This is a genomic window from Streptomyces sp. NPDC001515 (assembly GCF_053597115.1).
Map to the genome: position 1 here is coordinate 181,114 of NZ_JBSFHN010000009.1, position 21,860 is coordinate 202,973.

The 21,860-nt window shown below is 72.6% G+C and carries 18 protein-coding genes and 1 CRISPR repeat array; of the genes, 9 read left to right on the forward strand and 9 right to left on the reverse strand.

What is annotated here, in order from left to right:
• The first annotated feature begins 65 nt into the window (after nucleotides 1–65).
• Nucleotides 66–1,364 (forward strand): citrate synthase, encoded by a 1,299-nt coding sequence (locus tag ACWCXC_RS12795; protein ID WP_383640265.1) that lies wholly within the window; start codon nucleotides 66–68, stop codon nucleotides 1,362–1,364.
• A gap of 553 nt (nucleotides 1,365–1,917) precedes the next feature.
• On the opposite strand, the gene ACWCXC_RS12800 is transcribed toward ACWCXC_RS12795, so the two are convergent.
• From ACWCXC_RS12800 to ACWCXC_RS12830, 7 genes are all read right to left on the reverse strand, one after another.
• Entirely contained in the window at nucleotides 1,918–4,275 is a 2,358-nt protein-coding gene (locus ACWCXC_RS12800; protein WP_450888628.1) for a heavy metal translocating P-type ATPase, read from the reverse strand.
• A 281-nt stretch (nucleotides 4,276–4,556) separates the two neighbouring features.
• Complete coding sequence (locus ACWCXC_RS12805; RefSeq protein ID WP_450680553.1) at nucleotides 4,557–4,865, reverse strand: heavy-metal-associated domain-containing protein; 309 nt, start codon at nucleotides 4,863–4,865, stop codon at nucleotides 4,557–4,559.
• 484 nt (nucleotides 4,866–5,349) lie between these two features.
• Nucleotides 5,350–5,744: a CRISPR direct-repeat array (repeat unit 29 nt; unit sequence GGGACCACCCCCGCGTGCGCGGGGACCAC).
• A 101-nt stretch (nucleotides 5,745–5,845) separates the two neighbouring features.
• Nucleotides 5,846–6,220 carry a type I-E CRISPR-associated endoribonuclease Cas2e gene (cas2e, locus tag ACWCXC_RS12810; RefSeq protein WP_450888562.1) on the reverse strand — a complete coding sequence of 125 codons (375 nt, stop codon included), beginning with the start codon at nucleotides 6,218–6,220 and terminating at the stop codon, nucleotides 5,846–5,848.
• Entirely contained in the window at nucleotides 6,217–7,182 is a 966-nt protein-coding gene (cas1e, locus tag ACWCXC_RS12815; protein WP_450888564.1) for a type I-E CRISPR-associated endonuclease Cas1e, read from the reverse strand. Before cas1e ends, cas2e begins: the two co-directional genes overlap by 4 nt.
• Before the next feature lie 10 nt (nucleotides 7,183–7,192).
• Nucleotides 7,193–7,969: a type I-E CRISPR-associated protein Cas6/Cse3/CasE gene (gene cas6e, locus ACWCXC_RS12820; RefSeq protein WP_450888566.1), complete on the reverse strand. Its 777-nt coding sequence runs from the start codon at nucleotides 7,967–7,969 to the stop codon at nucleotides 7,193–7,195.
• Nucleotides 7,970–7,977: 8 nt separating this feature from the next.
• Entirely contained in the window at nucleotides 7,978–8,547 is a 570-nt protein-coding gene (locus ACWCXC_RS12825) for a type I-E CRISPR-associated protein Cas5/CasD (protein ID WP_450680654.1), read from the reverse strand.
• A gap of 81 nt (nucleotides 8,548–8,628) precedes the next feature.
• On the reverse strand, nucleotides 8,629–9,006 hold the full coding sequence (locus ACWCXC_RS12830; RefSeq protein ID WP_450680653.1) for a peptidoglycan-binding domain-containing protein: 378 nt from the start codon (nucleotides 9,004–9,006) through the stop codon (nucleotides 8,629–8,631).
• A gap of 480 nt (nucleotides 9,007–9,486) precedes the next feature.
• On the opposite strand from ACWCXC_RS12830, the gene iolC reads away from it, so the two are divergent.
• Genes iolC through ACWCXC_RS12850 form a run of 4 tightly spaced genes read left to right on the forward strand, consistent with a single transcriptional unit; the run spans nucleotide 9,487 to nucleotide 14,872 of the window.
• Nucleotides 9,487–10,527 (forward strand): 5-dehydro-2-deoxygluconokinase, encoded by a 1,041-nt coding sequence (gene iolC / locus ACWCXC_RS12835; protein ID WP_450680549.1) that lies wholly within the window; start codon nucleotides 9,487–9,489, stop codon nucleotides 10,525–10,527.
• 2 nt (nucleotides 10,528–10,529) lie between these two features.
• Nucleotides 10,530–11,474 (forward strand): 5-deoxy-glucuronate isomerase, encoded by a 945-nt coding sequence (gene iolB / locus ACWCXC_RS12840; RefSeq protein WP_450888568.1) that lies wholly within the window; start codon nucleotides 10,530–10,532, stop codon nucleotides 11,472–11,474.
• Nucleotides 11,471–13,360 (forward strand): 3D-(3,5/4)-trihydroxycyclohexane-1,2-dione acylhydrolase (decyclizing), encoded by a 1,890-nt coding sequence (iolD, locus tag ACWCXC_RS12845; RefSeq protein WP_450888570.1) that lies wholly within the window; start codon nucleotides 11,471–11,473, stop codon nucleotides 13,358–13,360. Before iolB ends, iolD begins: the two co-directional genes overlap by 4 nt.
• 12 nt (nucleotides 13,361–13,372) lie before the next feature.
• Nucleotides 13,373–14,872 (forward strand): CoA-acylating methylmalonate-semialdehyde dehydrogenase, encoded by a 1,500-nt coding sequence (locus ACWCXC_RS12850; protein WP_450680547.1) that lies wholly within the window; start codon nucleotides 13,373–13,375, stop codon nucleotides 14,870–14,872.
• Nucleotides 14,873–15,044: 172 nt separating this feature from the next.
• Here ACWCXC_RS12850 and ACWCXC_RS12855 read toward each other — a convergent pair whose 3' ends face one another.
• The gene (locus ACWCXC_RS12855) at nucleotides 15,045–15,770 is read right to left on the reverse strand and encodes a VC0807 family protein (protein WP_450888572.1); all 726 of its coding nucleotides are present in this window, start codon (nucleotides 15,768–15,770) and stop codon (nucleotides 15,045–15,047) included.
• 196 nt (nucleotides 15,771–15,966) lie between these two features.
• Between ACWCXC_RS12855 and ACWCXC_RS12860 the strand changes: the two genes are divergently transcribed.
• A complete protein-coding gene (locus tag ACWCXC_RS12860) occupies nucleotides 15,967–16,608 on the forward strand; it encodes a DUF4291 domain-containing protein (protein ID WP_450888574.1) in 642 nt (213 codons plus the stop codon).
• On the opposite strand, the gene ACWCXC_RS12865 is transcribed toward ACWCXC_RS12860, so the two are convergent.
• Nucleotides 16,572–17,105, reverse strand: coding sequence for a hypothetical protein (locus ACWCXC_RS12865; RefSeq protein ID WP_450888576.1), 534 nt, complete (start codon nucleotides 17,103–17,105; stop codon nucleotides 16,572–16,574). The genes ACWCXC_RS12860 and ACWCXC_RS12865 overlap by 37 nt on opposite strands.
• A 189-nt stretch (nucleotides 17,106–17,294) precedes the next feature.
• On the opposite strand from ACWCXC_RS12865, the gene ACWCXC_RS12870 reads away from it, so the two are divergent.
• From ACWCXC_RS12870 to ACWCXC_RS12880, 3 genes are all read left to right on the forward strand, one after another.
• Nucleotides 17,295–18,077, forward strand: a complete 783-nt coding sequence (locus ACWCXC_RS12870; RefSeq protein WP_450888578.1) for a hypothetical protein — start codon at nucleotides 17,295–17,297, stop codon at nucleotides 18,075–18,077.
• Nucleotides 18,078–18,302: 225 nt separating this feature from the next.
• On the forward strand, nucleotides 18,303–20,969 hold the full coding sequence (locus ACWCXC_RS12875) for an alpha/beta fold hydrolase (RefSeq protein WP_450680542.1): 2,667 nt from the start codon (nucleotides 18,303–18,305) through the stop codon (nucleotides 20,967–20,969).
• Nucleotides 20,966–21,844 carry an ABC transporter permease gene (locus tag ACWCXC_RS12880; RefSeq protein WP_450680541.1) on the forward strand — a complete coding sequence of 293 codons (879 nt, stop codon included), beginning with the start codon at nucleotides 20,966–20,968 and terminating at the stop codon, nucleotides 21,842–21,844. The genes ACWCXC_RS12875 and ACWCXC_RS12880 overlap by 4 nt, the downstream gene beginning before the upstream one ends.
• The last annotated feature ends 16 nt before the right edge of the window (nucleotides 21,845–21,860 follow it).

The following is a 21,860-nucleotide window of genomic DNA, read 5'->3' on the forward strand; positions in this document are numbered from 1 at the left end:
AATGGGGGAGGGTGGAGACAGTCAGGGAACCTCGAAGAAGAGGCACTACGTCGGTGAGGGATGACGTGAGCGAGCACACCAACAACGCTGTAGTACTCCGGTACGGCGATGGCGAGTACACCTACCCGGTGATCGACAGCACCGTCGGCGACAAGGGCTTCGACATCGGGAAGCTCCGGGCGAACACCGGCCTGGTGACGCTGGACAGCGGCTACGGCAACACCGCTGCCTATAAATCGGCCATCACCTACCTGGACGGCGAGCAGGGCATCCTGCGCTACCGCGGGTACCCGATCGAGCAGCTCGCCGAGCGTTCGACGTTCCTCGAAGTGGCGTACACGCTCATCAACGGCGAGCTTCCCAAGGTCGACGAGCTGGCGACCTTCAAGAACGAGATCACCCAGCACACGCTGCTGCACGAGGACGTCAAGCGCTTCTTCGACGGCTTCCCGCGCGACGCCCACCCGATGGCCATGCTGTCCTCGGTCGTCAGCGCGCTGTCCACGTTCTACCAGGACAGCCACAACCCGTTCGACGAGGAGCAGCGCCACCTCTCCACGATCCGGCTGCTCGCCAAGCTCCCGACGATCGCCGCGTACGCGTACAAGAAGTCGATCGGTCACCCGTTCGTCTACCCGCGCAACGACCTCGGCTACGTCGAGAACTTCCTGCGGATGACCTTCTCGGTCCCCGCCCAGGAGTACGAGCTGGACCCGGTCGTCGTCTCCGCCCTGGACAAGCTGCTCATCCTGCACGCGGACCACGAGCAGAACTGTTCGACCTCCACCGTGCGTCTGGTCGGCTCCTCGCAGGCCAACATGTTCGCCTCCATCTCCGCCGGCATCTCGGCGCTGTGGGGCCCCCTGCACGGCGGCGCCAACCAGTCCGTGCTGGAGATGCTGGAAGGCATCCAGGCCAACGGCGGCGATGTCGACTCCTTCATCCGCAAGGTGAAGAACAAGGAGGACGGCGTCCGCCTGATGGGCTTCGGCCACCGGGTGTACAAGTCCTTCGACCCCCGTGCCAAGATCATCAAGGCCGCGGCCCACGATGTGCTGTCCGCCCTCGGCAAGTCCGACGAGCTGCTGGACATCGCGCTCAAGCTGGAGGAGCACGCGCTCTCCGACGAGTACTTCGTCTCGCGCAACCTCTACCCGAACGTGGACTTCTACACGGGCCTCATCTACCGCGCGATGGGCTTCCCGACCGAGATGTTCACCGTGCTCTTCGCCCTCGGCCGCCTCCCGGGCTGGATCGCCCAGTGGCACGAGATGATCAAGGAGCCGGGTTCCCGCATCGGCCGCCCGCGCCAGATCTACACCGGCGAGGTCCTGCGCGACTTCGTCCCGGTCGAGGCCCGCTGAGCCTCGTAGCACCACCCCCGGCCCCACCGGCCGGCCGCCTTCGCCCCTGACCACCGCGCTTCCGTACAGAGCGCGGTGTCCGGGGCGATTTGCTTGTCCGGCGGCCTCGCCGGGTTGCCTAGCCGGGCGGGCGGGCCCCGGAGGCATACGGGCGGGGGAGCGCTCCCGAGGAAAGAGAGAAGCGCCCCGCCATCGATCCCCCCACGGGCCGACAGCGAGGCGCTTCCCATGTCCCGGAGCGGATTCCCCCCACGGGATCCGGCCGGGCGTTCGTCGGGAGCCGAAGCTCCTGGGTGTTCCTCGGTGCTGCTGTTGTGCGTACTGCGTACTGCGCTGTTCCTCGTGCTACTGCGGTCTGCCGGGGTACGTACGTACGGGAGGGCCGCTCAAAGCTCCCCGGTGCACGTGCCCCGGCCAACGCTTGCCAGGAGCGTCCCCCAAGACCCTCCTCCGGACGTCCCCCAAGACATCCTTTCGGCATCGCACTCTTAGACTCGCGAACCCACCGAATGGTTACCCCGAAACCGGTGTGATCTGGGTCTCATTGTGGACGTTACGTGAAGGACCGCAGGCGCAGGCTGTTGGTCACGACGAGGACCGATGAGAAGGCCATCGCCGCTCCCGCAATCATAGGGTTGAGCAGCCCAAATGCCGCAAGGGGTAGGGCGGCGAGGTTATAGGCGAATGCCCAGAAAAGGTTGCCTCTGATGGTGCTCAGGGTGCGCCGGGAGAGTCGGATCGCCTCACCCGTCACCTTGAGATCTCCACGAACCAGGGTCAGATCGCTCGCCTGGATCGCGGCGTCGGTGCCGGTGCCCATGGCCAGGCCCAGGTCGGCGGTGGCGAGCGCCGCCGCGTCGTTCACCCCGTCCCCGACCATGGCCACCGAGCGGCCCTCGGCCTGGAGATCCCGGATGACGTGGGCCTTCTCCTCGGGCAGGACCTCGGCGCGGATGCGGTCGATGCCGACCTGGGCGGCGACGGACTCGGCGACCGCCTGGTTGTCCCCGGTCAGCAGGATCGGCGTGAGCCCCAGGGCGCGCAGTTCGGCGACGGCCGCCGCGCTGGACTCCTTGACCGCGTCCGCGACCGCGACGATCCCGCGCGCCTCGCCGTCCCAGGCGACCGCGACCGCCGTACGCCCCTGCGCCTCGGCGTCCTCCAGGGCGGCGGCGAGCGGGCCCGGCAGGGCGATCGCGGCGTCGCTGAGCAGCCGGGGGCGGCCGACGAGGACGGCGTGGCCCTCGACGATGCCCCGCACGCCAAGACCGGGGACGTTCGTGAAGTCCTCGGGGGTGGGGAGCGGGGCCCCGGTGCGTTCGACGGCTCCGGTGGCGACGGCTTGGGCGATGGGGTGTTCGGAGGCGTGTTCGAGGGCTCCGGCGAGGCGGAGGACGTCGGTTTCGGTGGTGCCGGGGGTGGTGTGGACGGTCTGGAGGGTCATGCGGCCGGTGGTGACGGTGCCGGTCTTGTCGAGGACGATGGTGTCGACGCGCCGGGTGGTCTCCAGGACTTCGGGGCCCTTGATGAGGATGCCGAGCTGGGCGCCGCGTCCGGTGCCGACCATGAGGGCGGTCGGGGTGGCGAGGCCCAGAGCACACGGGCAGGCGATGATCAGGACGGCCACGGCCGCGGTGAACGCGGCCGTCACGTCGTCCGTGACCAGCAACCACACGACCAGCGTCACCAGGGCGATCAGCAGGACCACGGGGACGAAGACCGCCGAGATCCGGTCGGCCAGCCGCTGCGCGGACGCCTTGCCGTTCTGCGCGTCCTCCACGAGCTTGGCCATCCGGGCGAGCTGGGTGTCGGCGCCGACCCGGGTCGCCTCCACGACGAGCCGGCCCGAGACGTTCACCGTGGCGCCGGTGACCGAGTCGCCCGCCGCCACGTCCACCGGCACGGACTCGCCGGTCAGCATCGACGTGTCCACCGCCGAACTGCCCTCCACGACCGTGCCGTCCGTGGCGATCTTCTCGCCGGGGCGGACGACGAAGCGGTCGCCCACGACGAGCCGGCCGACCGGCACGCGGACCTCCGCCCCGTCGCGCAGGACCACCACGTCCCGGGCGCCCAGGCGCATCAGGGCCCGCAGTGCGGCCCCGGCCTTCCGCTTGGACCGGGCCTCCAGATAGCGGCCCAGCAGGAGGAAGGTGATGACGCCCGCCGCGACCTCCAGATAGATGGTGGAGGCCCCGTCCGTGCGGGAGACGGTGATGTCGAATCCGTGCCGCATCCCCGGCATCCCGGCGTCCCCGAGGAACAGCGCCCACAGTGACCAGCCGAACGCGGCGAGCGTCCCGACCGACACCAGCGTGTCCATCGTGGCTGCGCCGTGCCGCAGATTGGTCCAGGTCGCCCGGTGGAACGGCAGTCCGCCCCAGACCACGACGGGCGCGGCCAGCGTGAGCGAGAGCCACTGCCAGAAGTCGAACTGGAGCGCCGGGATCATCGCGAGCGCCACGACGGGCGCCGCCAGCACCGCCGACACGACCAGCCGCTGCCGCAGCGCGTCCGTGGCGGGGTCGGGCTCCTGGGACGACGCGGACGCCTCGGGCGCCTCGGAAGGCATGGACGGCCTGGACCCCCTGGACGGCGTGGGCCCGTCGGACGGCTTGGACGGCTTGGATCCCAGGGACTTTTCGGATGGCTTCGGCGTGCCGGTCTCTCCGGGCAGCTCCGGGCTCGTGTCGGGTACGGGTACGGGTACGGGCTCGGGCTCCGGGGCCCGGCGCGGCACCGGCCGTGCCGTGTACCCCGTCCGCTCGACGGTCGCGATCAGATCGTCGAGTGCCGTCCCCGGCCCGTAGGCGACCTTGGCCTTCTCGGTCGCGTAATTGACGGTGGCGGTGACCCCGTCCATCCGGTTCAGCTTCTTCTCGACCCGGGCGGCGCAGGACGCGCAGGTCATCCCGCCGATCGTCAGCTCGGCCTGGGAGGGCTGTGAGTCGTCCGAGGGCTGTGAGGCGTTCAAGGGCTGCGAGGACGGTGGGCCCTCCGGCCCCCGGGGGCCGTCCGCCGCCGGAACCTGGACCTTTGGTGCGCTGTGCATGTCCGAACTCCTGAAACGCCGACCGGGCCGTGCCCTCCCAGTATCTGCTGGTCGGCCCGGCCCGGCGGCGTGGGGTGGTGCGGTGACGCGGTGGGTGCGGTGCTGTGGTGACGCGCGGCCGTACGGGACCGGCCCGGCGCTCAGGCCCGGCCGGTCAGCTCGTACCCCGCCTCGTCCACGGCGGCACGCACGGCCTCGTCGTCGAGCGCGGCCTCGGAGACCACGGTCACCTGCCCGGTCGACGCCACGGCCTTCACGGAAGTGACACCCTTGATGGCGGAGATCTCCTCGGAGACCGCGCCCTCGCAGTGCCCGCAGGTCATGCCGGTCACCTGGTAGACCGTGGTCACCCCGCCCGACGCGGCCTCCGCGCTCGCCTCGCCGTGGCAGGAACCGCTGGGCGAGCAGCAGGAGCCGGTCGCCTGGGGGAGCTGGGTCTCGGCGGTCATCGTGTTCTCCTCTTCGACAAGCACGGTTGGGGTGGGACGGCAGGGGCCCCTGAGGACTCCGGTGAAGGCGGTGCGCCCTCACACCCACGACTATATACCCCTAGGGGGTATGAATGCGAGGGGGTGTGCGTGCACCGCGTTGCGCGAGGCGGCTGGGGCGCGGCCATTCCGCGATGCGGCGGGGTGGAGTGCCTGACGTGAGTGGGCGGTACTACGGCGCGGAGCGCGAGGGGGCGGCTCGCCGGGGCCCCTGCGTGCGCGGGGAACGCGGACTGCACGGTGCCCAGCCATCCGTCGCGGACGGACCCACCCCTGCGTGCGCAGGGAACACATCCTGCTCACGTCGGATACGTGCATGGAGCTGGGACCACCCCCGCGTGCGCGGGGACCACGCCGGTCCCGTCCTTGAACATGCCGACCATGAGGGACCACCCCCGCGTGGCGGGGACCAGACCTGGACCTTGGCGCGGCCACGGGCGTCGACGGGACCACCCCCGCGTGCGCGGGGACCACCTCAGCACATCCCCGACATAGGCGTCCGAGTGGGGACCACCCCCGCGTGCGCGGGGACCACCCGAGCGTGCGCAGCTGCTCGGCGGCGGCCTGGGGACCACCCCCGCGTGCGCGGGGACCACAACGTGGTACCGGTGAGGCTGAGTCCGGTCACGGGACCACCCCCGCGTGCGCGGGGACCACATCCCCGGGGATGTGCGACATGGTGAGGGCGAGGGACCACCCCCGCGTGCGCGGGGACCACAACGGCTGGCACGCGCACTACCACGTGCTGTTGGGACCACCCCCGCGTGCGCGGGGACCACTACCCGTGGTCAGCGAGGTTGTACACCGCCACGGGACCACCCCCGCGTGCGCGGGGACCACAGGAGCCGACCTGCGGTTTTATCTCGCGGGATCGCGGATTTTACCCACTTTGCCAAACTCCGACCTATCGGTCATACACCTTCCTACGCCCTCTTCCTTCCTTACTTCCCGAACCGTCGCCGCTTCGCCGCGCTGCTCCACCCCTGCTTCGGTTGCTGCTTCGGCACCCCGGATGCGCCAGCGGGCCCTGGGCTGGAGCCCGGGTGTGTGGGGCGGTGGAGGAGGGTGATGCCTTCGTGGTCGGTGGGGTGCCAGGAGTGGTCGTGGGTGAGGAAGGTGAAGCCTTGTTCGTTGTCGGTGGTGTGGGCGAGGAGGGCGCGGCCCTGGCCCGAGTAGGTGCGTACCTCTTCCCAGAGGATGTCCCGGACCCTCGTGGAAGGGGAGCCGATGAAGACGCCGGGGGAGATTTCCAGAAGCCAACGGGTGAGGAACCCGCGGAGGCCGGCCGGGCAGTTGGTGAGGACGATGACGGTCACCAGATCGGCTCGTCCCCGTAGTTGCGGCCGGACGGCATGAGGTGGCCGCTGTCGGTCTGGAGACCGACCTGGTCCGCGTCCGTCGCGTCTCCCGGTGCGGTGGTGCTTTGTCCGGAGCCCCCGTAGCGCAGCAGCTTCTTGATGTCCTGTGCGCAACGCTCCAGCAGGCCGGTCTTGTTGATGCGGTCGCGGAGCGCTCGGCGGGTGCGGGTCGGGACATCCTCGTCGCCGGCCGAGGCGGCGTCGAAGGCGGCCGGAATCGCGATCTCCGTCTTGTAGAGGTCAGCGATGTCGAGGACGAACGACCGTTCATGCCCGGAGTGCACGAAGCCGAGCCCGGGGGAGCAGCCCAAGGCCGCCACCACGGCGTGAGCCACCCCGTACATGCACTGGGCGGCGGCGGTGACTCCCTGGTTGGGGGCGTCGCCGGCAGCGAAGTCGCCGTGGTGGTAGTCGCGCCGGACCCAGCGGACGCCGGTGCGCTCGGACTCCCGCCGATAACATTCCTTGACCCGGCGCCCTTCCATGCGCAGCAGGTCGTCCCGGCTGCACCCGGTGGTGTCCTCGCCGGGGAAGCGCATGCGGTACATCTCCCGAGCCACCTCCACCCGGGTGCGCCGGTTCGCCCATGCCTTCGCCTGGGCCTCCAGCAGGCCGGACGAACGAGTGAGGGCCCGGCCGCCGGCGTAGAAGCGCACACCGTGCTCCCCGACCCAGCACACAGCGGCGCCGCTCTCTCCGAGCAGGGCCATCGCCTGATGCGTCACGCGTGTGCCCGGGCCCAGCAGGAGTGTGCCGATGGTCGCCGACGGGACATGGGTCACCCCGTCGGCGTCGGTGGCCGTGAGGGCGTTGTCGTCCCGGTGGACGGTGCAGCGCTCCAGGTAGAGGAACGAGGTCCGGTCGCCGACCCGGACGAGTTCGCGCGGAGAGGAAAGGCTGCGTTTGCTGACAGTGCTCACGGACGCCTCCTCATCGCACCGGTGCGAGAGTCATCAGGCCGCACCCGTACGCCTTCGACTTGCCCAGACCGTGAGTGAGCGTGCGACGAAAGGCGACGAGGTCGGTGATGCGCAGTCGTCCGTCGAAGGTGGCCCGGGTGAAGCGGATGTCGGAGGCGGCTCCGGGGCCACCTCCGGTGCGGCCCTTCGACTGGTTCGCGCGCTGAGGAAACCGGACTGGCGTGCGTTCGTGGACGACCAGCTGATAGCGCATCTGGATCGGGAGCGCCTCGCTCTTCCCGCCTTCCGCCGTGCCGCTCGCGTCGGCGGGTTCCTCCCGGGGAAGCACCTCGAAACCGGCCCGCTCCTGATGCTTGAGCAGCCAGCCCACTTGGTGTCCGACGGTGACGTGAGCCGCCCGCTTGGTCGGCGCACCCGCCGGGTCCTGTTCGCGCCGGATGTGATGCAACGGATTGGCAGTGAGTCTGAAGGCCCACGTACCACCCGCGACGAGCCCGTCCAAGAACTCTCCGTAGGCGAACGTGGTCCATCCCTGCTCACCTAGAGTGGGCCAGCCGGCCTGCTCGGCCAGGTGGGTGAGATCGGGGCGTCCCGGACTGGAAATGAGCAGGTCGACGCGGTTGGCCGGGGCCTGGTCCAGCCGCCACAGCACCCGCGGGCCGTCGCCGTCGCGGGCCGGAGGATCCAGGAAGGCCATATCGACGGCGCCGTGCAGGCGCTGGGGAGAGGAAAGCAGGGCACGGGCACCGGAACGGGCCGTGTTGATGCGGAAGCGAGTCAGATACATCGGCGGTCCTAGAGATCGTCCGTGGTGAGGGGCGGAGCAGACGACTCGCGCCGCACGGCCGGGGCCGGCCGCAAGTGGGATGTCGCGTCGTGGAGCGGAGGCGGCATCGGTACGCGTCCGGTTCGCACACCCCGCAGCGCATACCGTCGGTGACGCGTGTCATAGCTGAGGGGCGTGTCACGGAACTGGAGATCAGGGGTCTGCTGGGGCGGACAGTCCAGCAGTATCTCCAGCTCCGCCTCCGGCTGTTCATCGTCCGTCCGGCTCGCACGACGGCCGCGTCCCCCCTGCCACGGCACCTCGCGCAGCGCGTCCTCCAAGGGGAGGTCGCTGAGGGAGCCGTTGTTCTCCAGAAGCAGCGGATGCGACGGCGGGCACGAGCGTCGCCCCAGATACGGCAGAAAGCGGGGCGCGTCCACAGAGGCGTACAGCCGTCTGATGAAGGCGTCCTCTCCCTCTACTCCGGCGACGAAGACCGCGTCGGCGAGGTAGTACCGGTCCGACAGCGGCAGCGCACGCCCCGTGTCGCTGTTCGCCGCCGTGTGGAAGTCACGGACGCGCAAGCCGGGCCGGTCGATACGGACGACTGGCGTCTCTTACCACCCAATCGGGTGACCCGAGGGTTTGCGCGAAGGCCCGCCCAAACACCCGTTACCGACTCACGCGTGCCAGAGCGCCCACCACGTGCGCGGGCCCACCATCCCGTCCGGGAGGAGCGGCGGGTGGTCGGCCTGGAAGCGTTGGACGGCGGCGAGGGTGCGGGGGCCGAAGTGGCCGTCGACGGCGGGCCAGGGGAGGTAGCGGCGGTTGGCGAGGATGCACTGGATCTGGGAGACGCGGTCGCCCCGGTCGCCGAAGGCGGTCGGCGCGTCCCCGTCGTAGAAGGCGCAGACGGGGCTGGAGCCGGGCGGGGGCACGTTGGCGCCCTCGGAGGTGGGGGCGGAGGCGGTCGCCGGGGTGGTGAGCAGGGCGGCGGCGGCCAGGACGAGCCCGGCCAGGGCGGGGGCGCCGACGATGCGGCGGGTGGGCGGATTCATGCGGATCACGGTGGTCGCTCCTCGTGCGGACGGACGGACGGACGGGCGGACGGACGGGCTGTACGTGGGGTGGGCGGGGACGCGCGTGCGTGCTCCGCGGGGGCGCGGTGCGGTGACGGTGGCCGCGCGGGGCCTTCCACCCACCCGGCACAACACCCCGCACCGCCGTCACGTCACGGCGTCACGGCAGACCGTCATGTCAGCGCCATCAGGTCACGGCGTCATGTCACGGCGTCACGTCACGCCGTCGCGGCACGGCATCACCTCGTACGCCGAACGCCGTGCCCGCACCCCCTTCGCGCCGGCGCGCCGTCATCGGCGGATCGAGGTGCCCCGGCGTCGCGGCGCCGGACGGGGGAGGGCGGGCAGAGGTCCGGATGTCCGGACACATCATTCGTGCGGTTGTGGGGGAGGAGTCCGGACGGGGGCCGGGCCACGGGGCCGGGGCCGGCCGTCGAATCCGCCGTCGAAGGGACCTGGATGTCTGAGCCGTACGACGTGATCACCATGGGGCGGATCGGGGTGGACCTCTATCCCCTGCGGACGGGTGTACCGCTCGCCCGGGTCGAGACCTTCGGGAAGTTCCTCGGCGGCTCGCCCGCCAACGTGGCCGTCGCCGCGGCCCGGCTCGGGCGGCGCACCGCCGTCGTGACCCGCACCGGAGAGGACCCCTTCGGCGCCTATCTGCGCGACCGACTGCGCGCGTTCGGGGTGGACGGGCGCTGGGTGGGGGCCGACGGCGCGTACCCCACCCCCGTCACCTTCTGCGAGATCTTCCCGCCCGACGACTTCCCCCTCTACTTCTACCGCCTGCCCAAGGCCCCCGACCTGGAGCTGAGCCCCGGCGAACTCGACCTGGACGCGATCCGCGCCGCCCGGGTGTTCTGGATGACCGGCACCGGACTGTGCGCCGAACCGAGCCGTTCCACCACGCTCGCCGCCCTGCGCGCCCGCGACCGGACCGGGCTCACCGTCTTCGACCTCGACTGGCGGCCGATGTTCTGGGACGAGGGCAAGCAGAAGGACAAGGACCACGAGGGCCACCAGCCGGACGCCGCAGCCCGCTACCGGGAGGCACTGGCCCACGCCACCGTCGCCGTCGGCAACCTCGACGAGTGCGCGATCGCGACCGGGGAGCGCGAACCGTACGCCGCCGCCCGCGCCCTGCTCGCCGCCGGGGTGGAGCTGGCCGTCGTCAAACAGGGCCCCGCAGGCGTCCTCGCCGTCCAGCGCGACGGCACCGCCGTCGACGTACCGCCGCTCCCCGTCGACGTGGTCAACGGGCTCGGCGCGGGCGACGCGTTCGGCGGCGCGCTCTGCCACGGGCTCCTCGCCGGCTGGGACCTCGCCCGAACCGTGCGGTACGCCAACGCCGCCGGCGCCATCGTCGCCTCCCGGCTCGCCTGCTCCTCCGCCATGCCGTTCCCGCACGAGGTCGACGCCGCCCTCGCCGCCGGAGCCGTCACCGCGTCCGTTCCGGTGGCGCTCCAGCCTGATCCGAGCGGCGGGGAAGGAAACTGACGATGCACGAGAACACCGACGACACCCCGCGCCGCCATCTGCCGGCCGGCAGCGCCGCGCGCGGCCCGTACGCCCTGGACATCGACCCGGAACGGGCCGGCTGGGAGCGGTCGAGCCTGCGGGTGCTGGAGCTGGAACCGGGAGGAGTTCACACACTCGTCACCGGGGAGAGCGAGTGGATCGTACTGCCGTTGACCGGTGGCTGTACGGTGCACACCGCAGATGAGATCTTTGAACTGCTGGGCCGGAAGAGCGTGTTCAGCGGGGTATCCGACTTCGCGTACGTACCGCGCGACGCCCAGGCACAGATCGCCTCCGGCGCAGGGGGCCGCTTCGCCCTGGCAGGAGCGAAGTGCGAGCGACGACTCCCCGCTCGCTACGGCCCCGCGCCGGAGGTACCCGTCGAGCTGCGCGGCGCGGGCACCTGCGCCCGGCAGGTCAACAACTTCGCCGCCGCCGACACCTTCGACTGCGACCGGCTGATCGCCGTCGAGGTGCTGACCCCGGGCGGCAACTGGTCCTCCTACCCGCCGCACAAGCACGACGAGCACCACCCCGGCGAGGAGTCCGTCCTGGAGGAGATCTACTACTTCGAGGTGGCCGGCGACGGAGCCGGCTACCACCGGGTCTCGCCCTCCCGCCCCGGCGGTACGGACGTCCTCGCCGAGGTCCGCACCGGGGACGCCGTCCTGATCCCCGACGGCTGGCACGGCCCGTCCATCGCCCCGCCCGGCCGCACCCTCTACTACCTCAACGTCATGGCGGGCCCGGGGGAGCAGCGGGAGTGGCTGATCCGCGACCACCCCGAGCACCGCTGGATCCGCGACACCTGGCCGGACACTCCGGCCGACCCCCGGCCGCCGCTCTTCGGACGGCCGGAAGGCCCGGCCGCCGGTGGCGGAGCGGAACCCCCCGCCGCCGCCCAGGGAACGGGGGACCCCGCATGACCGGCACTGTCACCCGCCGCCTCACCACCGCGCAGGCCCTGATCACCTTCCTCACCCGGCAATACACCGAGCGCGACGGCCGCCGGCGGCGGCTGATCGGCGCCACCTGGGGGATCTTCGGCCACGGCAACGTCGCCGGGATCGGCCAGGCGCTCCTGGAGACCGGGCCCGCGATGCCCTTCTTCCAGGGGCGCAACGAACAGGCCATGGTGCACGCCGCCGTGGGCCACGCCCGCCAGTCCGGCCGGCTCACCGCCCACGCCGTCACCACCTCCATCGGGCCCGGCGCCACCAACCTGGTCACGGGCGCCGCGCTCGCCACCGTCAACCACCTCCCGGTGCTGCTGCTGCCCGGCGACACCTTCGCGACCCGGCCCGCCGATCCGGTGCTCCAGCAGCTCGAAGCGGCGTACGCGGGGGACGTGTCCGTCAACGACTGCCTGCGGCCGGTCTCCCGCTGGTTCGACCGGATCACCCGACCCGAGGCGCTGATCCCGGCCGCGCTCCAGGCCATGCGGGTCCTCTCCGACCCGGCGGAGACCGGCGCGGTCACGCTCGCGCTGCCGCAGGACGTCCAGGCCGAGGCGTACGACTGGCCGGTGGAGTTCTTCGCGCCGCGCGTCTGGCACGTACGGCGTCCGGCGCCCGACCGTCACGAACTCGACCAGGCGGTCCGGGCGGTGCGCTCGGCCCGCCGGCCGCTGATCGTCGCGGGCGGCGGGGTCCGGCACAGCGGGGCGGAGGAGACCCTGGCCGCGTTCGCCGCCGCCACCCGCATCCCCGTCGCCTCCACCCAGGCGGGCAAGGGCGCGCTGCGCCACGACCACCCCGCCGACGTCGGCGGCATCGGCCACACCGGTACCGCCACCGCCGACGACCTCGCCCGCACCGCCGATCTCGTCCTGGGGATCGGCACCCGCTACACCGACTTCACGACCGCGTCCGGCACGCTCTTCGCCGCGCCCGGCGTGCGCTTCCTCAACCTCACCATCGCCGGCTCCGACGCCCACAAGCTCGGCGCCCTCCCGCTCGTCGCGGACGCCCGCACCGGCCTCGAAGCCCTCGCCGCCGCCCTGGCCGCACGCCACTACCACGTCGACCCGGCCTACGAGAGCGAGTACACCGACGCCAAGGACGGCTGGGAGCGGCGCGTCGACGCCGCGTACGCCACACCCGACCCGGACGCCCGCCCCACCCAGACCCAGGTCCTCGGCCTGCTCGACGCGCTCGTCACCGAGGAGGACATTCTGATCAACGCGGCCGGTTCGCTCCCCGGCGACCTGCACAAGCTCTGGCGGACCCGCGCGCCGTACCAGTACCACGTGGAGTACGGCTACTCCTGCATGGGCTACGAGATCCCGGCCTCGATCGGCGTCCAGCTCGCCGCCCCGGGCCGCCCCGTCTGGGCGCTCGTCGGCGACGGCACGTATCTGATGAACCCCACCGAGATCGTGACCGCCGTCCAGGAGAACCTGCCGGTCAAGCTCGTCGTCCTGCAGAACCATGGTTACGCCTCGATCGGCGGCCTCTCCGCCGCCACCGGGGGCGAGGGCTTCGGCACCGGCTACCGCCACCGCGCGCCCGACGGCGGCTTCACCGGCGACCCGCTCCCCGTCGACCTCGCCGCGAACGCGGCCTCCCTCGGCATGCGGGTGCTGACCGCCCGCACCGTACGAGAACTGCGCGAAGCGCTCGCCGCGGCCCGCGCGGCGGACCGCCCCACTTGTGTCTATGTCGAGACCGAAACGGCAGACACAGTGTCGGGCCCCCCTCCCGCACAGGCGTGGTGGGATGTGCCCGTAGCCGAAACGGCCACTCGCCCGTCGGCGGTAGAAGCCCGGGAAGAGTACGCACGCCATGTCGCCGACCGACGCCGCCACCTCTGAAGGAGTCACAGCATGAAGACCGTCAACCACTGGATCGGTGGAAAGACCGTCGAGGGCGCGTCGGGCACCTACGGCCCGGTCACCGACCCCGCGACCGGCGCCGTCACCACGCAGGTCGCGCTCGCCTCCCCGGAGGAGGTCGACGCCGCGGTGGCGGCCGCGAAGGCGGCGTACGCGACGTGGAGCACGTCCTCGCTCTCCGCCCGCACCGCGGTCCTGTTCCGCTACCGCGCCCTGCTGGACGCGCACCGCGACGAGATCGCCGCCCTGATCACCGCCGAGCACGGCAAGGTGCACTCGGACGCGCTGGGCGAGGTCGCGCGCGGTCTGGAGATCGTCGAGCTGGCCTGCGGCATCACCACCCAGCTCAAGGGCGAGCTGTCCACCCAGGTCTCCAACCGGGTCGACGTCTCCTCCATCCGCCAGCCGATCGGCGTCGTCGCGGGCATCACCCCGTTCAACTTCCCGGCCATGGTGCCGATGTGGATGTTCCCGCTCGCCATCGCCTGCGGCAACACCTTCGTCCTCAAGCCCAGCGAGAAGGACCCCTCGGCCGCCAACCTCCTGGCCGAGCTGGCTTCCGAGGCCGGGCTCCCGGACGGGGTGCTGAACGTTCTGCACGGGGACAAGGTCGCCGTCGACGGGCTGCTGAACCACCCGGACGTCTCCGTCGTCTCCTTCGTCGGCTCCACCCCGATCGCCCGCTACATCCACACCACCGCCTCCGCCAACGGCAAGCGCGTCCAGGCGCTCGGCGGCGCCAAGAACCACATGCTGGTCCTGCCCGACGCCGACCTCGACGCCGCCGCCGACGCCGCCGTCTCCGCCGCGTACGGCTCGGCCGGCGAGCGCTGCATGGCGATCTCCGCCGTCGTCGCGGTCGGCTCCGTCGGCGACGAGCTGGTCGCCCGCATCAAGGAGCGCGCCGAGAAGATCAAGATCGGTCCGGGGAACGACCCCACGTCCGAGATGGGCCCGCTGATCACCGCCGCCCACCGCGACAAGGTCGCCTCCTACGTCACCGGCGCCGCCGCCCAGGGCGCGGAGGTCGTCCTCGACGGCACCGGCCACACCGTGGAGGGCTTCGAGAACGGCCACTGGATCGGCCTCTCGCTCCTCGACCACGTCTCCACCGACTCCGACGCCTACAAGGACGAGATCTTCGGCCCCGTCCTGTGCGTGCTGCGCGTCGACACGTACGAGGAGGGCGTCGCCCTCATGAACGCCTCGCCGTTCGGCAACGGCACCGCGATCTTCACCCGCGACGGCGGCGCCGCCCGCCGCTTCCAGCTGGAGATCGAGGCCGGCATGGTCGGCATCAACGTCCCGATCCCGGTCCCGGTGGGCTACCACTCCTTCGGCGGCTGGAAGGACTCCCTCTTCGGCGACCACCACATCTACGGCAACGACGGGGTGCACTTCTACACCCGCGGCAAGGTCACCACCACCCGCTGGCCCGACCCGGCCGACGCCCCGGCCGGCGTCGACCTGGGCTTCCCCCGCAACCACTGACACCCCCTCCCGCGCGGAGCGTCCCGCCTCCGACGCCCTCCGCGCGACACACCGCAGGGCCGCTCCCCCGGGGCGGCCCTGCGGTGGTCGGTGGACGGGCCTGTCGGGCTCCGTCGGGTGGGTCGTACGGTTCCGTGGACGGGCCGGTCGGGCCCGTCGGGTGGTCGTACGGTCAGTGGCCGGAATTGGCCGCCGTCTCCTCGGCGATCATCCGCTCCATCGGACCGACCCCGAGGCGCCCCGAGACCACGAAGGCGAGCAGCATCGCCACGACGAGGACCACGGTGCCCGCCCACACCATCGTCTCGACGGGCACGGTGTACGCCCCGGCGGCCCGGACCGCGCACTCGGCCAGCAGGGCCGCGCCCCACACCAGGGAGAACCGCCGCTCGGCCCGCCGGAACGCGGCCGACCCGGCCGACAGCCGCTCCCAGGCGGCGGACTTGGCCGCCTCGCCCCGGGTGATCCACGGCCGGATCACCTCCGTCATCATCGGCCGTCCGCGCACCACGCTCAGCAGGACGACCAGACCGATGGTGCTGCTGACCCCGCTGTCCTTGAGGAGCATCAGCCGGGCGTCCCCCGACACCAGGCCGAGCAGCAGGCTCACCACGTTCACCGTCACCATCAGCGCGGCCAGCGCGTTCAGCCGCCGCTCCCGGACCGCGCCCCACACCGTGCGCGCCGCCGGCACCGCGCTGCTCCAGGCCAGGGCCGCGAACGTGCTCAGCCCGGCCCCCTTCAGCGCGTAGTACGAGGCGAGCGGCACCGCCACATCGAGGAGCAGCGGCTTCAGGCTGTCCAGCAGCGCCGTGCGCGGCGAGAGCGGGGCCTTCCCGGCCGGAACGGCGGCGGGCGCGGTGACGGGTGCGGCGACTGCGGCGGCCGGGCTGCTCATCTCGGTGTCCTCCCCGTGGTGCGGGACCCTCACGGCGCCCGCTGCGATGGATCCATCCTGTCGGGCGGACCCGCCTCCCCGGCAGAGAAGGGTGTACCGGACTCCGTATGACGAATGTCAGGGGGCGGGGCGTGACACCGGCCGGACGGGGCGGGCGCGAAAACCCGTTCGCCTCCGGTCCGCCCCCGGTGCTGGGATGGTGCGCATGACCGAAGCACAGCCGCCGCAGCATCAGATCCGGGCCCTGCACACCGCCACCACCCTCACCGTCTACCAGGCGTACAGGCCCTCCCTCGGCCTCCCCGCCGCCCGGGACGGCCGGTTCCCGGCCGCGTGGAAGCGGGACCGCATGACCTGGATCAAGCCCAGTTTCCTGTGGATGATGTACCGCTGCGGCTGGGCGGAGAAGGAGGGCCAGGAGACCGTCCTGGCCGTCGAGATCACCCGCGAGGGCTTCGACTGGGCCCTGGCCCATGCCGAACTCTCCCACCACGTCAGCGGCGTTCACCCCGACCGCGCGAGCTGGCAGCGCGCCCTGCGCACGGCCCCGGCCCGCGTCCAGTGGGACCCGGAGCGCGATCTGCGCCTGGACCGCCTGCCGTACCGCTCGCTCCAGCTCGGGCTGTCGGGGGAGGCCGCGCGGCGGTACGCGGACGAGTGGACGGTCTCCATCCGTGATGTCACGCCACTGGCCAAGGAGATCCACGGACACGTCCGTGCCGGGGACCTGGCGGCGGCCCGGGACCTGCTCCCGGAGGAGACGCCGTACCCGGCGCCGGCGGCGGCCGCACGCGTCACCCGTCACGACGGACCGGGCGGCGGCTCCTCGCCGTCGTAGGCGGCCAGTGCGGCCTGACGGCATTCCAGCAGCGCGGCGAGGTCCTCGTGGGACACGGTCTCGCGGGCCAGCGCCACCATGGCCCTGGCCTCGGCCGAGGCCCAGGCGTGCCGGGCGCGCTTGTTGGCGCGGCGCCGGGTGTCGCTGTGGAGGAAGGCGGCGCCCGCCGCGAACCCGGCGGAGGCGAGGGCGGCGAGGGCGGCGGGGAGACGGGCGTCCGCCGAGGCCAGCCCCGTGGCCCCGGCCGTGCCGGCCAGCAGGGCGGCGGGGAAACCGAGGGCGATGTCCGCCCTGGCCCAGAAGTCCGCCCGGCGGTGCGCGAGTGTCCGTTGGCGCGTCGCCTCGTCCCTCAGCCCCTCGATCTCGGCGCGGAGGCACCGCGCGGGGCGGTCCGGACGCGGGGCCGTCGTTCCGTCAGTGGCGGTAGCGGGGTCAGTGGAGTTGGCAGGAGCGGTGGCGATGGCGGTGGCGTTGGCAGGGGCTGCGGCAGTGGCCATGAGGGCATTCCAATACGGCTGTGAAGCAAGGGACTTGGCGTGCACGGACAGTCTTCGGGAGTGCCGGGCGTGCGCTTCGCACAAGGGCGCTGTGCCCCTCGGATGTCGCTTCGCACGCGTATGCGGGCCCGCCCGGGGGATCATCCCTCGAAGGGGCGTGCACACCGGACGGGCCGAGGGGGCGACGCGATGATCTCCGAACCGGAGATGGCCGGCGAGGACGGGACGTTCGGGGCTCCGGCGCCGCCCGACGTACTGGACCTGGGCGAACAGCCCCCGCCGCCGGTACGCGAACGGCGCACGTGGGCCCCGTGGCGGCGGTGGCTCTGGGCGCTCGGCGGGGCCGTGGCCGCCTCCGCCGTCTGGGGCGCGGTGCTGGTCGCGTACCAGCCGGGGGACCGGGCGCCCGAACTGCACGGGTACCGGCTGGACAAGGACCCCTGCCCCGGGATCCGGCTGAAGGCGATCGGGGCGGCCGTCGCGCCGAGGGAGCCGGGGGGCTCCATGAGCCCGAGCATGCTGCGGCACCCCGTGCTCGACCGCGTCCACTGCTACATATCCCTCCGGGAGAAGGACGGGCGGACGGACCGGGACGGCGCCGACCACTACGGGGTGGGTGTGGAGATCGCCCTGCACAAGAAGACCGACCCGCGCGAGGAGTTCGAGGCCCAGCGCAACGCGACCGGGCTGGGCGTCGAACCCGGCACCGAGGTGGAGATCGTCCCGGACCTCGGCGAGAAGGCGTATCTGCTGACGCTGCCGGACGGGGACACGGAGCTGCGGGTCCTGGACGGCGGCGCGGTCCTCACCCTGCGGCTCTCGTCCTTCTTCGTGTACGCCGGCGACACCGCCGAGGCATCGGTCGCCGTCGACGACGACGGTGACGACGAGGCGGCCGAACCGTCCCTGACCGCCTACCAGTCCGCCCTGATCAGCGACATGCGCGACCTCATGACCAGCCTCAAGCACTGAGCCGCGCCCGGACGGGCCCCGCCGTACCGACCGGCCCGTCCCGCCCCGCTCGGCCCGCGCCGCCAGGCCCGCCCCGCGCCGTCCGATGCGCCCCGCCCCGCCCGGCCCGCGCTCCCGCGTACCGCGGGCGCAGTACGCGGCGGCGTCCCGTACGCCCTGAGGAGGCCGGGGAGTTCCGCCCGGCGGACCGCGTGGGCGGGGTGGCGGGCCGCATAGGCTCGACGCATGGAGACTCCTACTGCGCGACCCTCCCGGTGGCGGCGCCCGCTGCCCCGGTCCCGGGGCGGCCGGTGGGCCGCGGGCATCGCCGCGCTCGCCGTGCTGGCCGGAGCCGGGACCTGGACGGCCGCCGCCGCCGACGACGGCGCGCCGGCCGTGCACCGCCAGGACCGGATGATGCGCGTGGACGGGGTGTCCCTGGACACCTCGTACTTCACCGCCGAAGGCGCCGGGCGCCGGCCGGCCGTGCTCATCGGCCACGGCTTCGGCGGCAGCAAGGAGGAGACCCGGGCCCAGGCCGAGCGGCTGGCCGCCGACGGGTACGCCGTGCTCACCTGGTCCGCGCGCGGATTCGGGAAGTCGGGCGGAGAGATCGGGCTCAACGCGCCCGACCGCGAGGTCAGGGACGTCTCCCGGCTGATCGACTGGCTGGCCGGACGCCCCGAGGTGCTGCTCGACGGCGCGGGCGACCCTCGCGTCGGCGTGACCGGGGCCTCCTACGGCGGTGCCGTCTCCCTGCTGGCCGCCGGGTACGACCGGCGCGTCGACGCCATCGCCCCGGCGATCACCTACTGGAACCTCGCCGACGCCCTGTTCCCCGACGGGGTGTTCAAGAAGCTCTGGGCCGGCATCTTCGTCACCAGCGGCGGCGGCTGCGAGAAGTTCGAGAAACGGCTCTGCGCGATGTACGAACGGGTCGCCGTCACCGGGAAGCCGGACGCCGCTGCCCGCGACCTGCTCGCCGCACGGTCCCCGAGCGCGGTCGCCGACCGCATCAAGGTCCCCGCGCTGATCGTGCAGGGCCAGACCGACTCCCTCTTCCCGCTCGGCCAGGCCGACGCCATGGCCCGTGCCATCCGGGCCAACGGCGCGCCCGTCGCCGTCGACTGGATCGCCGGCGGCCACGACGGCGGCGACCCCGAGACCGACCGCGTCCAACGACGCGTCGGCGCCTGGTTCGACCGCTATCTGAAGAAGGACGAGGCCGCCTCCACCGGCCCCGCCTTCCGCGTCACTCGCACCGGAGGCATCGACTCCACCGACGGCGCCGTCCAGACCCGGGGCGCGAGCGGGGACACGTACCCCGGACTGCGCAGCGGCCCGCACGCCGTCGAACTGCGCGGACGGACCCAGCAGTTCCACAACCCGGCCGGGGCGAACCCGCCCGCGATCTCCGCCGTGCCGGGGCTCGGCGGGGGACTCGCGCAGCTCTCCACGCTCGGCGTCGGCCTCTCCCTCGACTTCCCCGGCCAGTACGCCCGCTTCGACTCCGCCCCGCTGCCCGCCTCGCTCCGCGTCACCGGCGCGCCGACCGTGCGCGTCACCGTGACGGCGGAGCAGGGCGACGCGGTGCTGTTCGGCAAGGTGTACGACGTCTCGCCGGACGGCAAGCAGCAGCGACTGCCCGCCCAGCTCGTCGCCCCGTACCGCATCACCCCCGCACAGCAGGGCAAGCCGGTCGAGCTGACCCTGCCCGCCGTGGACCACGCCTTCGACGCCGGCCACCGGCTGCGCCTCGTGCTCGCCGCCACCGACCTCGGCTACGCCTCCCCGGCCGAGCCGACCACGTACACCGCCTCCCTCGACGGCCCGCTGACCCTGCCCACCGCCCCCGCGCTGACCACCGCCCCCGCCGCCCTGCCCTGGTGGACCTGGGGCCTGCCGGCCGCCGCCGTCCTCATCGCCGCCGTCCTGCTGCTGACCGCGCGGCGCCGGACCGCCGCACCCGCCCCGGACCCCGCGCTCGCCGGCGTACCGCTGGTGATCACCGGCCTGTCCAAGAAGTACGCCGGCGCCACCGACCGGTACGCCGTCCGCGACCTCTCCTTCCGCGTCGAGAAGGGGCAGGTCCTCGGCCTCCTCGGCCCCAACGGCGCCGGCAAGACGACCACCCTGCGCATGCTCATGGGGCTCATCACCCCCGACGAGGGCGAGATCCGCGTCTTCGGACGGGCCGTACGCCCCGGCGCGCCCGTGCTCTCCCGCGTCGGCTCGTTCGTCGAGGGCGCCGGATTCCTGCCGCATCTGTCCGGCCGCGCCAACCTGGAGCTGTACTGGAAGGCCACCGGGCGGCCCGCCGGGGACGCGCACCTGGACGAGGCCCTGGAGATCGCCGGCCTGGGCGACGCCCTGGCCCGCGCCGTGCGCACCTACTCCCAGGGCATGCGTCAGCGCCTCGCCCTCGCCCAGGCCATGCTGGGCCTGCCCGACCTGCTGATCCTCGACGAACCGACCAACGGACTCGACCCGCCGCAGATCCGCGAGATGCGGGACGTGATGATCCGGTACGCGGCCGGCGGCCGTACCGTCATCGTCTCCAGCCATCTGCTGTCCGAGGTGGAACAGTCCTGCACCCACCTCGTGGTCATGGACCGCGGCCGGCTCGTCCAGGCCGGTCCCGTCGCCGAGATCACCGGCTCCGGGGACATGGTGCTGGTGACCTCCGCCGAGGAGATCGGTGAACCGCTCGCCGGGAAGATCGCCGCGCTGCCGGGGATCGGCTCCGCCGTGCGCACCGACGACGCCCACGGGCTGCTCGTCCGCCTCGACGGCGCCACCACGCCCCAGCTCGTCGGCGAACTGGTCCGCCTGGACGTGCCGTTGACCGGCGTCGGACCGCACCGCCGCCTGGAGGACGCGTTCCTCACCCTGATCTCCGGAGGCTCCGCATGAGTACCGCAGCCGATCTCGCAGAGCTCCCGGAGGCCCCCGGCTACCGGGCCCGGCGCACCCTGCCGCTGCGCGTCGAGGCGGTGCGCCAACTGCGCCGGCGCCGCACGCTGATCATGGGCGGGGTGCTCGCCGCGCTGCCGTTCGTCCTGATCGCCGCCTTCGCCATCGGGGGCACCCCCGACGGCGGCGGGCGGGGCGGTGACCGGATCACGCTGATGGACACCGCCACCGCGTCCGCGGCGAACTTCGCGGCGACCTGTCTGTTCGTCTCGGCCGGATTCCTGCTGGTGGTGCCGGTGGCGCTGTTCTGCGGCGACACCGTGGCCTCCGAGGCGAGCTGGTCCTCGCTGCGCTATCTGCTGGCCGCGCCCGTGCCCCGGGCCCGGCTGCTGTGGAGCAAGCTCGTGGTGGCGCTCGGCTTCAGCCTCGCCGCGATGGTGCTGCTGCCGGTGGTCGCGCTGGCGGCCGGGGCCGCCGCCTACGGGTGGGGCCCGCTGGAACTGCCCACCGGCGGCGAACTCGCCGCCGGAGACACCGTGCCCCGCCTCGCGCTCGTCGTCGCGTTCGTCTTCGTCTCCCAACTGGTCACCGCCGGGCTGGCGTTCTGGCTGTCCACGAAGACGGACGCCCCGCTCGGCGCGGTGGGCGGGGCGGTCGGGCTGACCATCGTCGGCAATGTGCTGGACGCGGTCACCGCACTCGGCTCCTGGCGCGACTTCCTTCCCGCGCACTGGCAGTTCGCCTGGGCGGACGCGCTCCAGCCGGACCTGGAATGGGCCGGGATGGCGAAGGGCGCGGCCGTATCAGTGACCTATGCCCTGATCCTGATCGCCCTCGCCTTCCGGGGGTTCAGCCGTAAGGACATCGTTTCCTGAACGCGACCTTCCGCCA

Coding starts and splice junctions, on each gene's coding strand:
- ACWCXC_RS12870 (WP_450888578.1), top strand. CDS start 17,295: ATGATCTCCGAACCGGAGATGGCCGGCGAGGACGGGACGTTCGGGGCT.
- ACWCXC_RS12800 (WP_450888628.1), bottom strand. CDS start 4,275: ATGACCTGCGCGTCCTGCGCCGCCCGGGTCGAGAAGAAGCTGAACCGG.
- iolD (WP_450888570.1), top strand. CDS start 11,471: ATGACCGGCACTGTCACCCGCCGCCTCACCACCGCGCAGGCCCTGATC.
- ACWCXC_RS12865 (WP_450888576.1), bottom strand. CDS start 17,105: ATGGCCACTGCCGCAGCCCCTGCCAACGCCACCGCCATCGCCACCGCT.
- ACWCXC_RS12850 (WP_450680547.1), top strand. CDS start 13,373: ATGAAGACCGTCAACCACTGGATCGGTGGAAAGACCGTCGAGGGCGCG.
- iolC (WP_450680549.1), top strand. CDS start 9,487: ATGTCTGAGCCGTACGACGTGATCACCATGGGGCGGATCGGGGTGGAC.
- ACWCXC_RS12875 (WP_450680542.1), top strand. CDS start 18,303: ATGGAGACTCCTACTGCGCGACCCTCCCGGTGGCGGCGCCCGCTGCCC.
- ACWCXC_RS12860 (WP_450888574.1), top strand. CDS start 15,967: ATGGTGCGCATGACCGAAGCACAGCCGCCGCAGCATCAGATCCGGGCC.
- ACWCXC_RS12805 (WP_450680553.1), bottom strand. CDS start 4,865: ATGACCGCCGAGACCCAGCTCCCCCAGGCGACCGGCTCCTGCTGCTCG.
- ACWCXC_RS12880 (WP_450680541.1), top strand. CDS start 20,966: ATGAGTACCGCAGCCGATCTCGCAGAGCTCCCGGAGGCCCCCGGCTAC.
- cas6e (WP_450888566.1), bottom strand. CDS start 7,969: ATGTATCTGACTCGCTTCCGCATCAACACGGCCCGTTCCGGTGCCCGT.
- iolB (WP_450888568.1), top strand. CDS start 10,530: ATGCACGAGAACACCGACGACACCCCGCGCCGCCATCTGCCGGCCGGC.
- ACWCXC_RS12830 (WP_450680653.1), bottom strand. CDS start 9,006: ATGAATCCGCCCACCCGCCGCATCGTCGGCGCCCCCGCCCTGGCCGGG.
- ACWCXC_RS12855 (WP_450888572.1), bottom strand. CDS start 15,770: ATGAGCAGCCCGGCCGCCGCAGTCGCCGCACCCGTCACCGCGCCCGCC.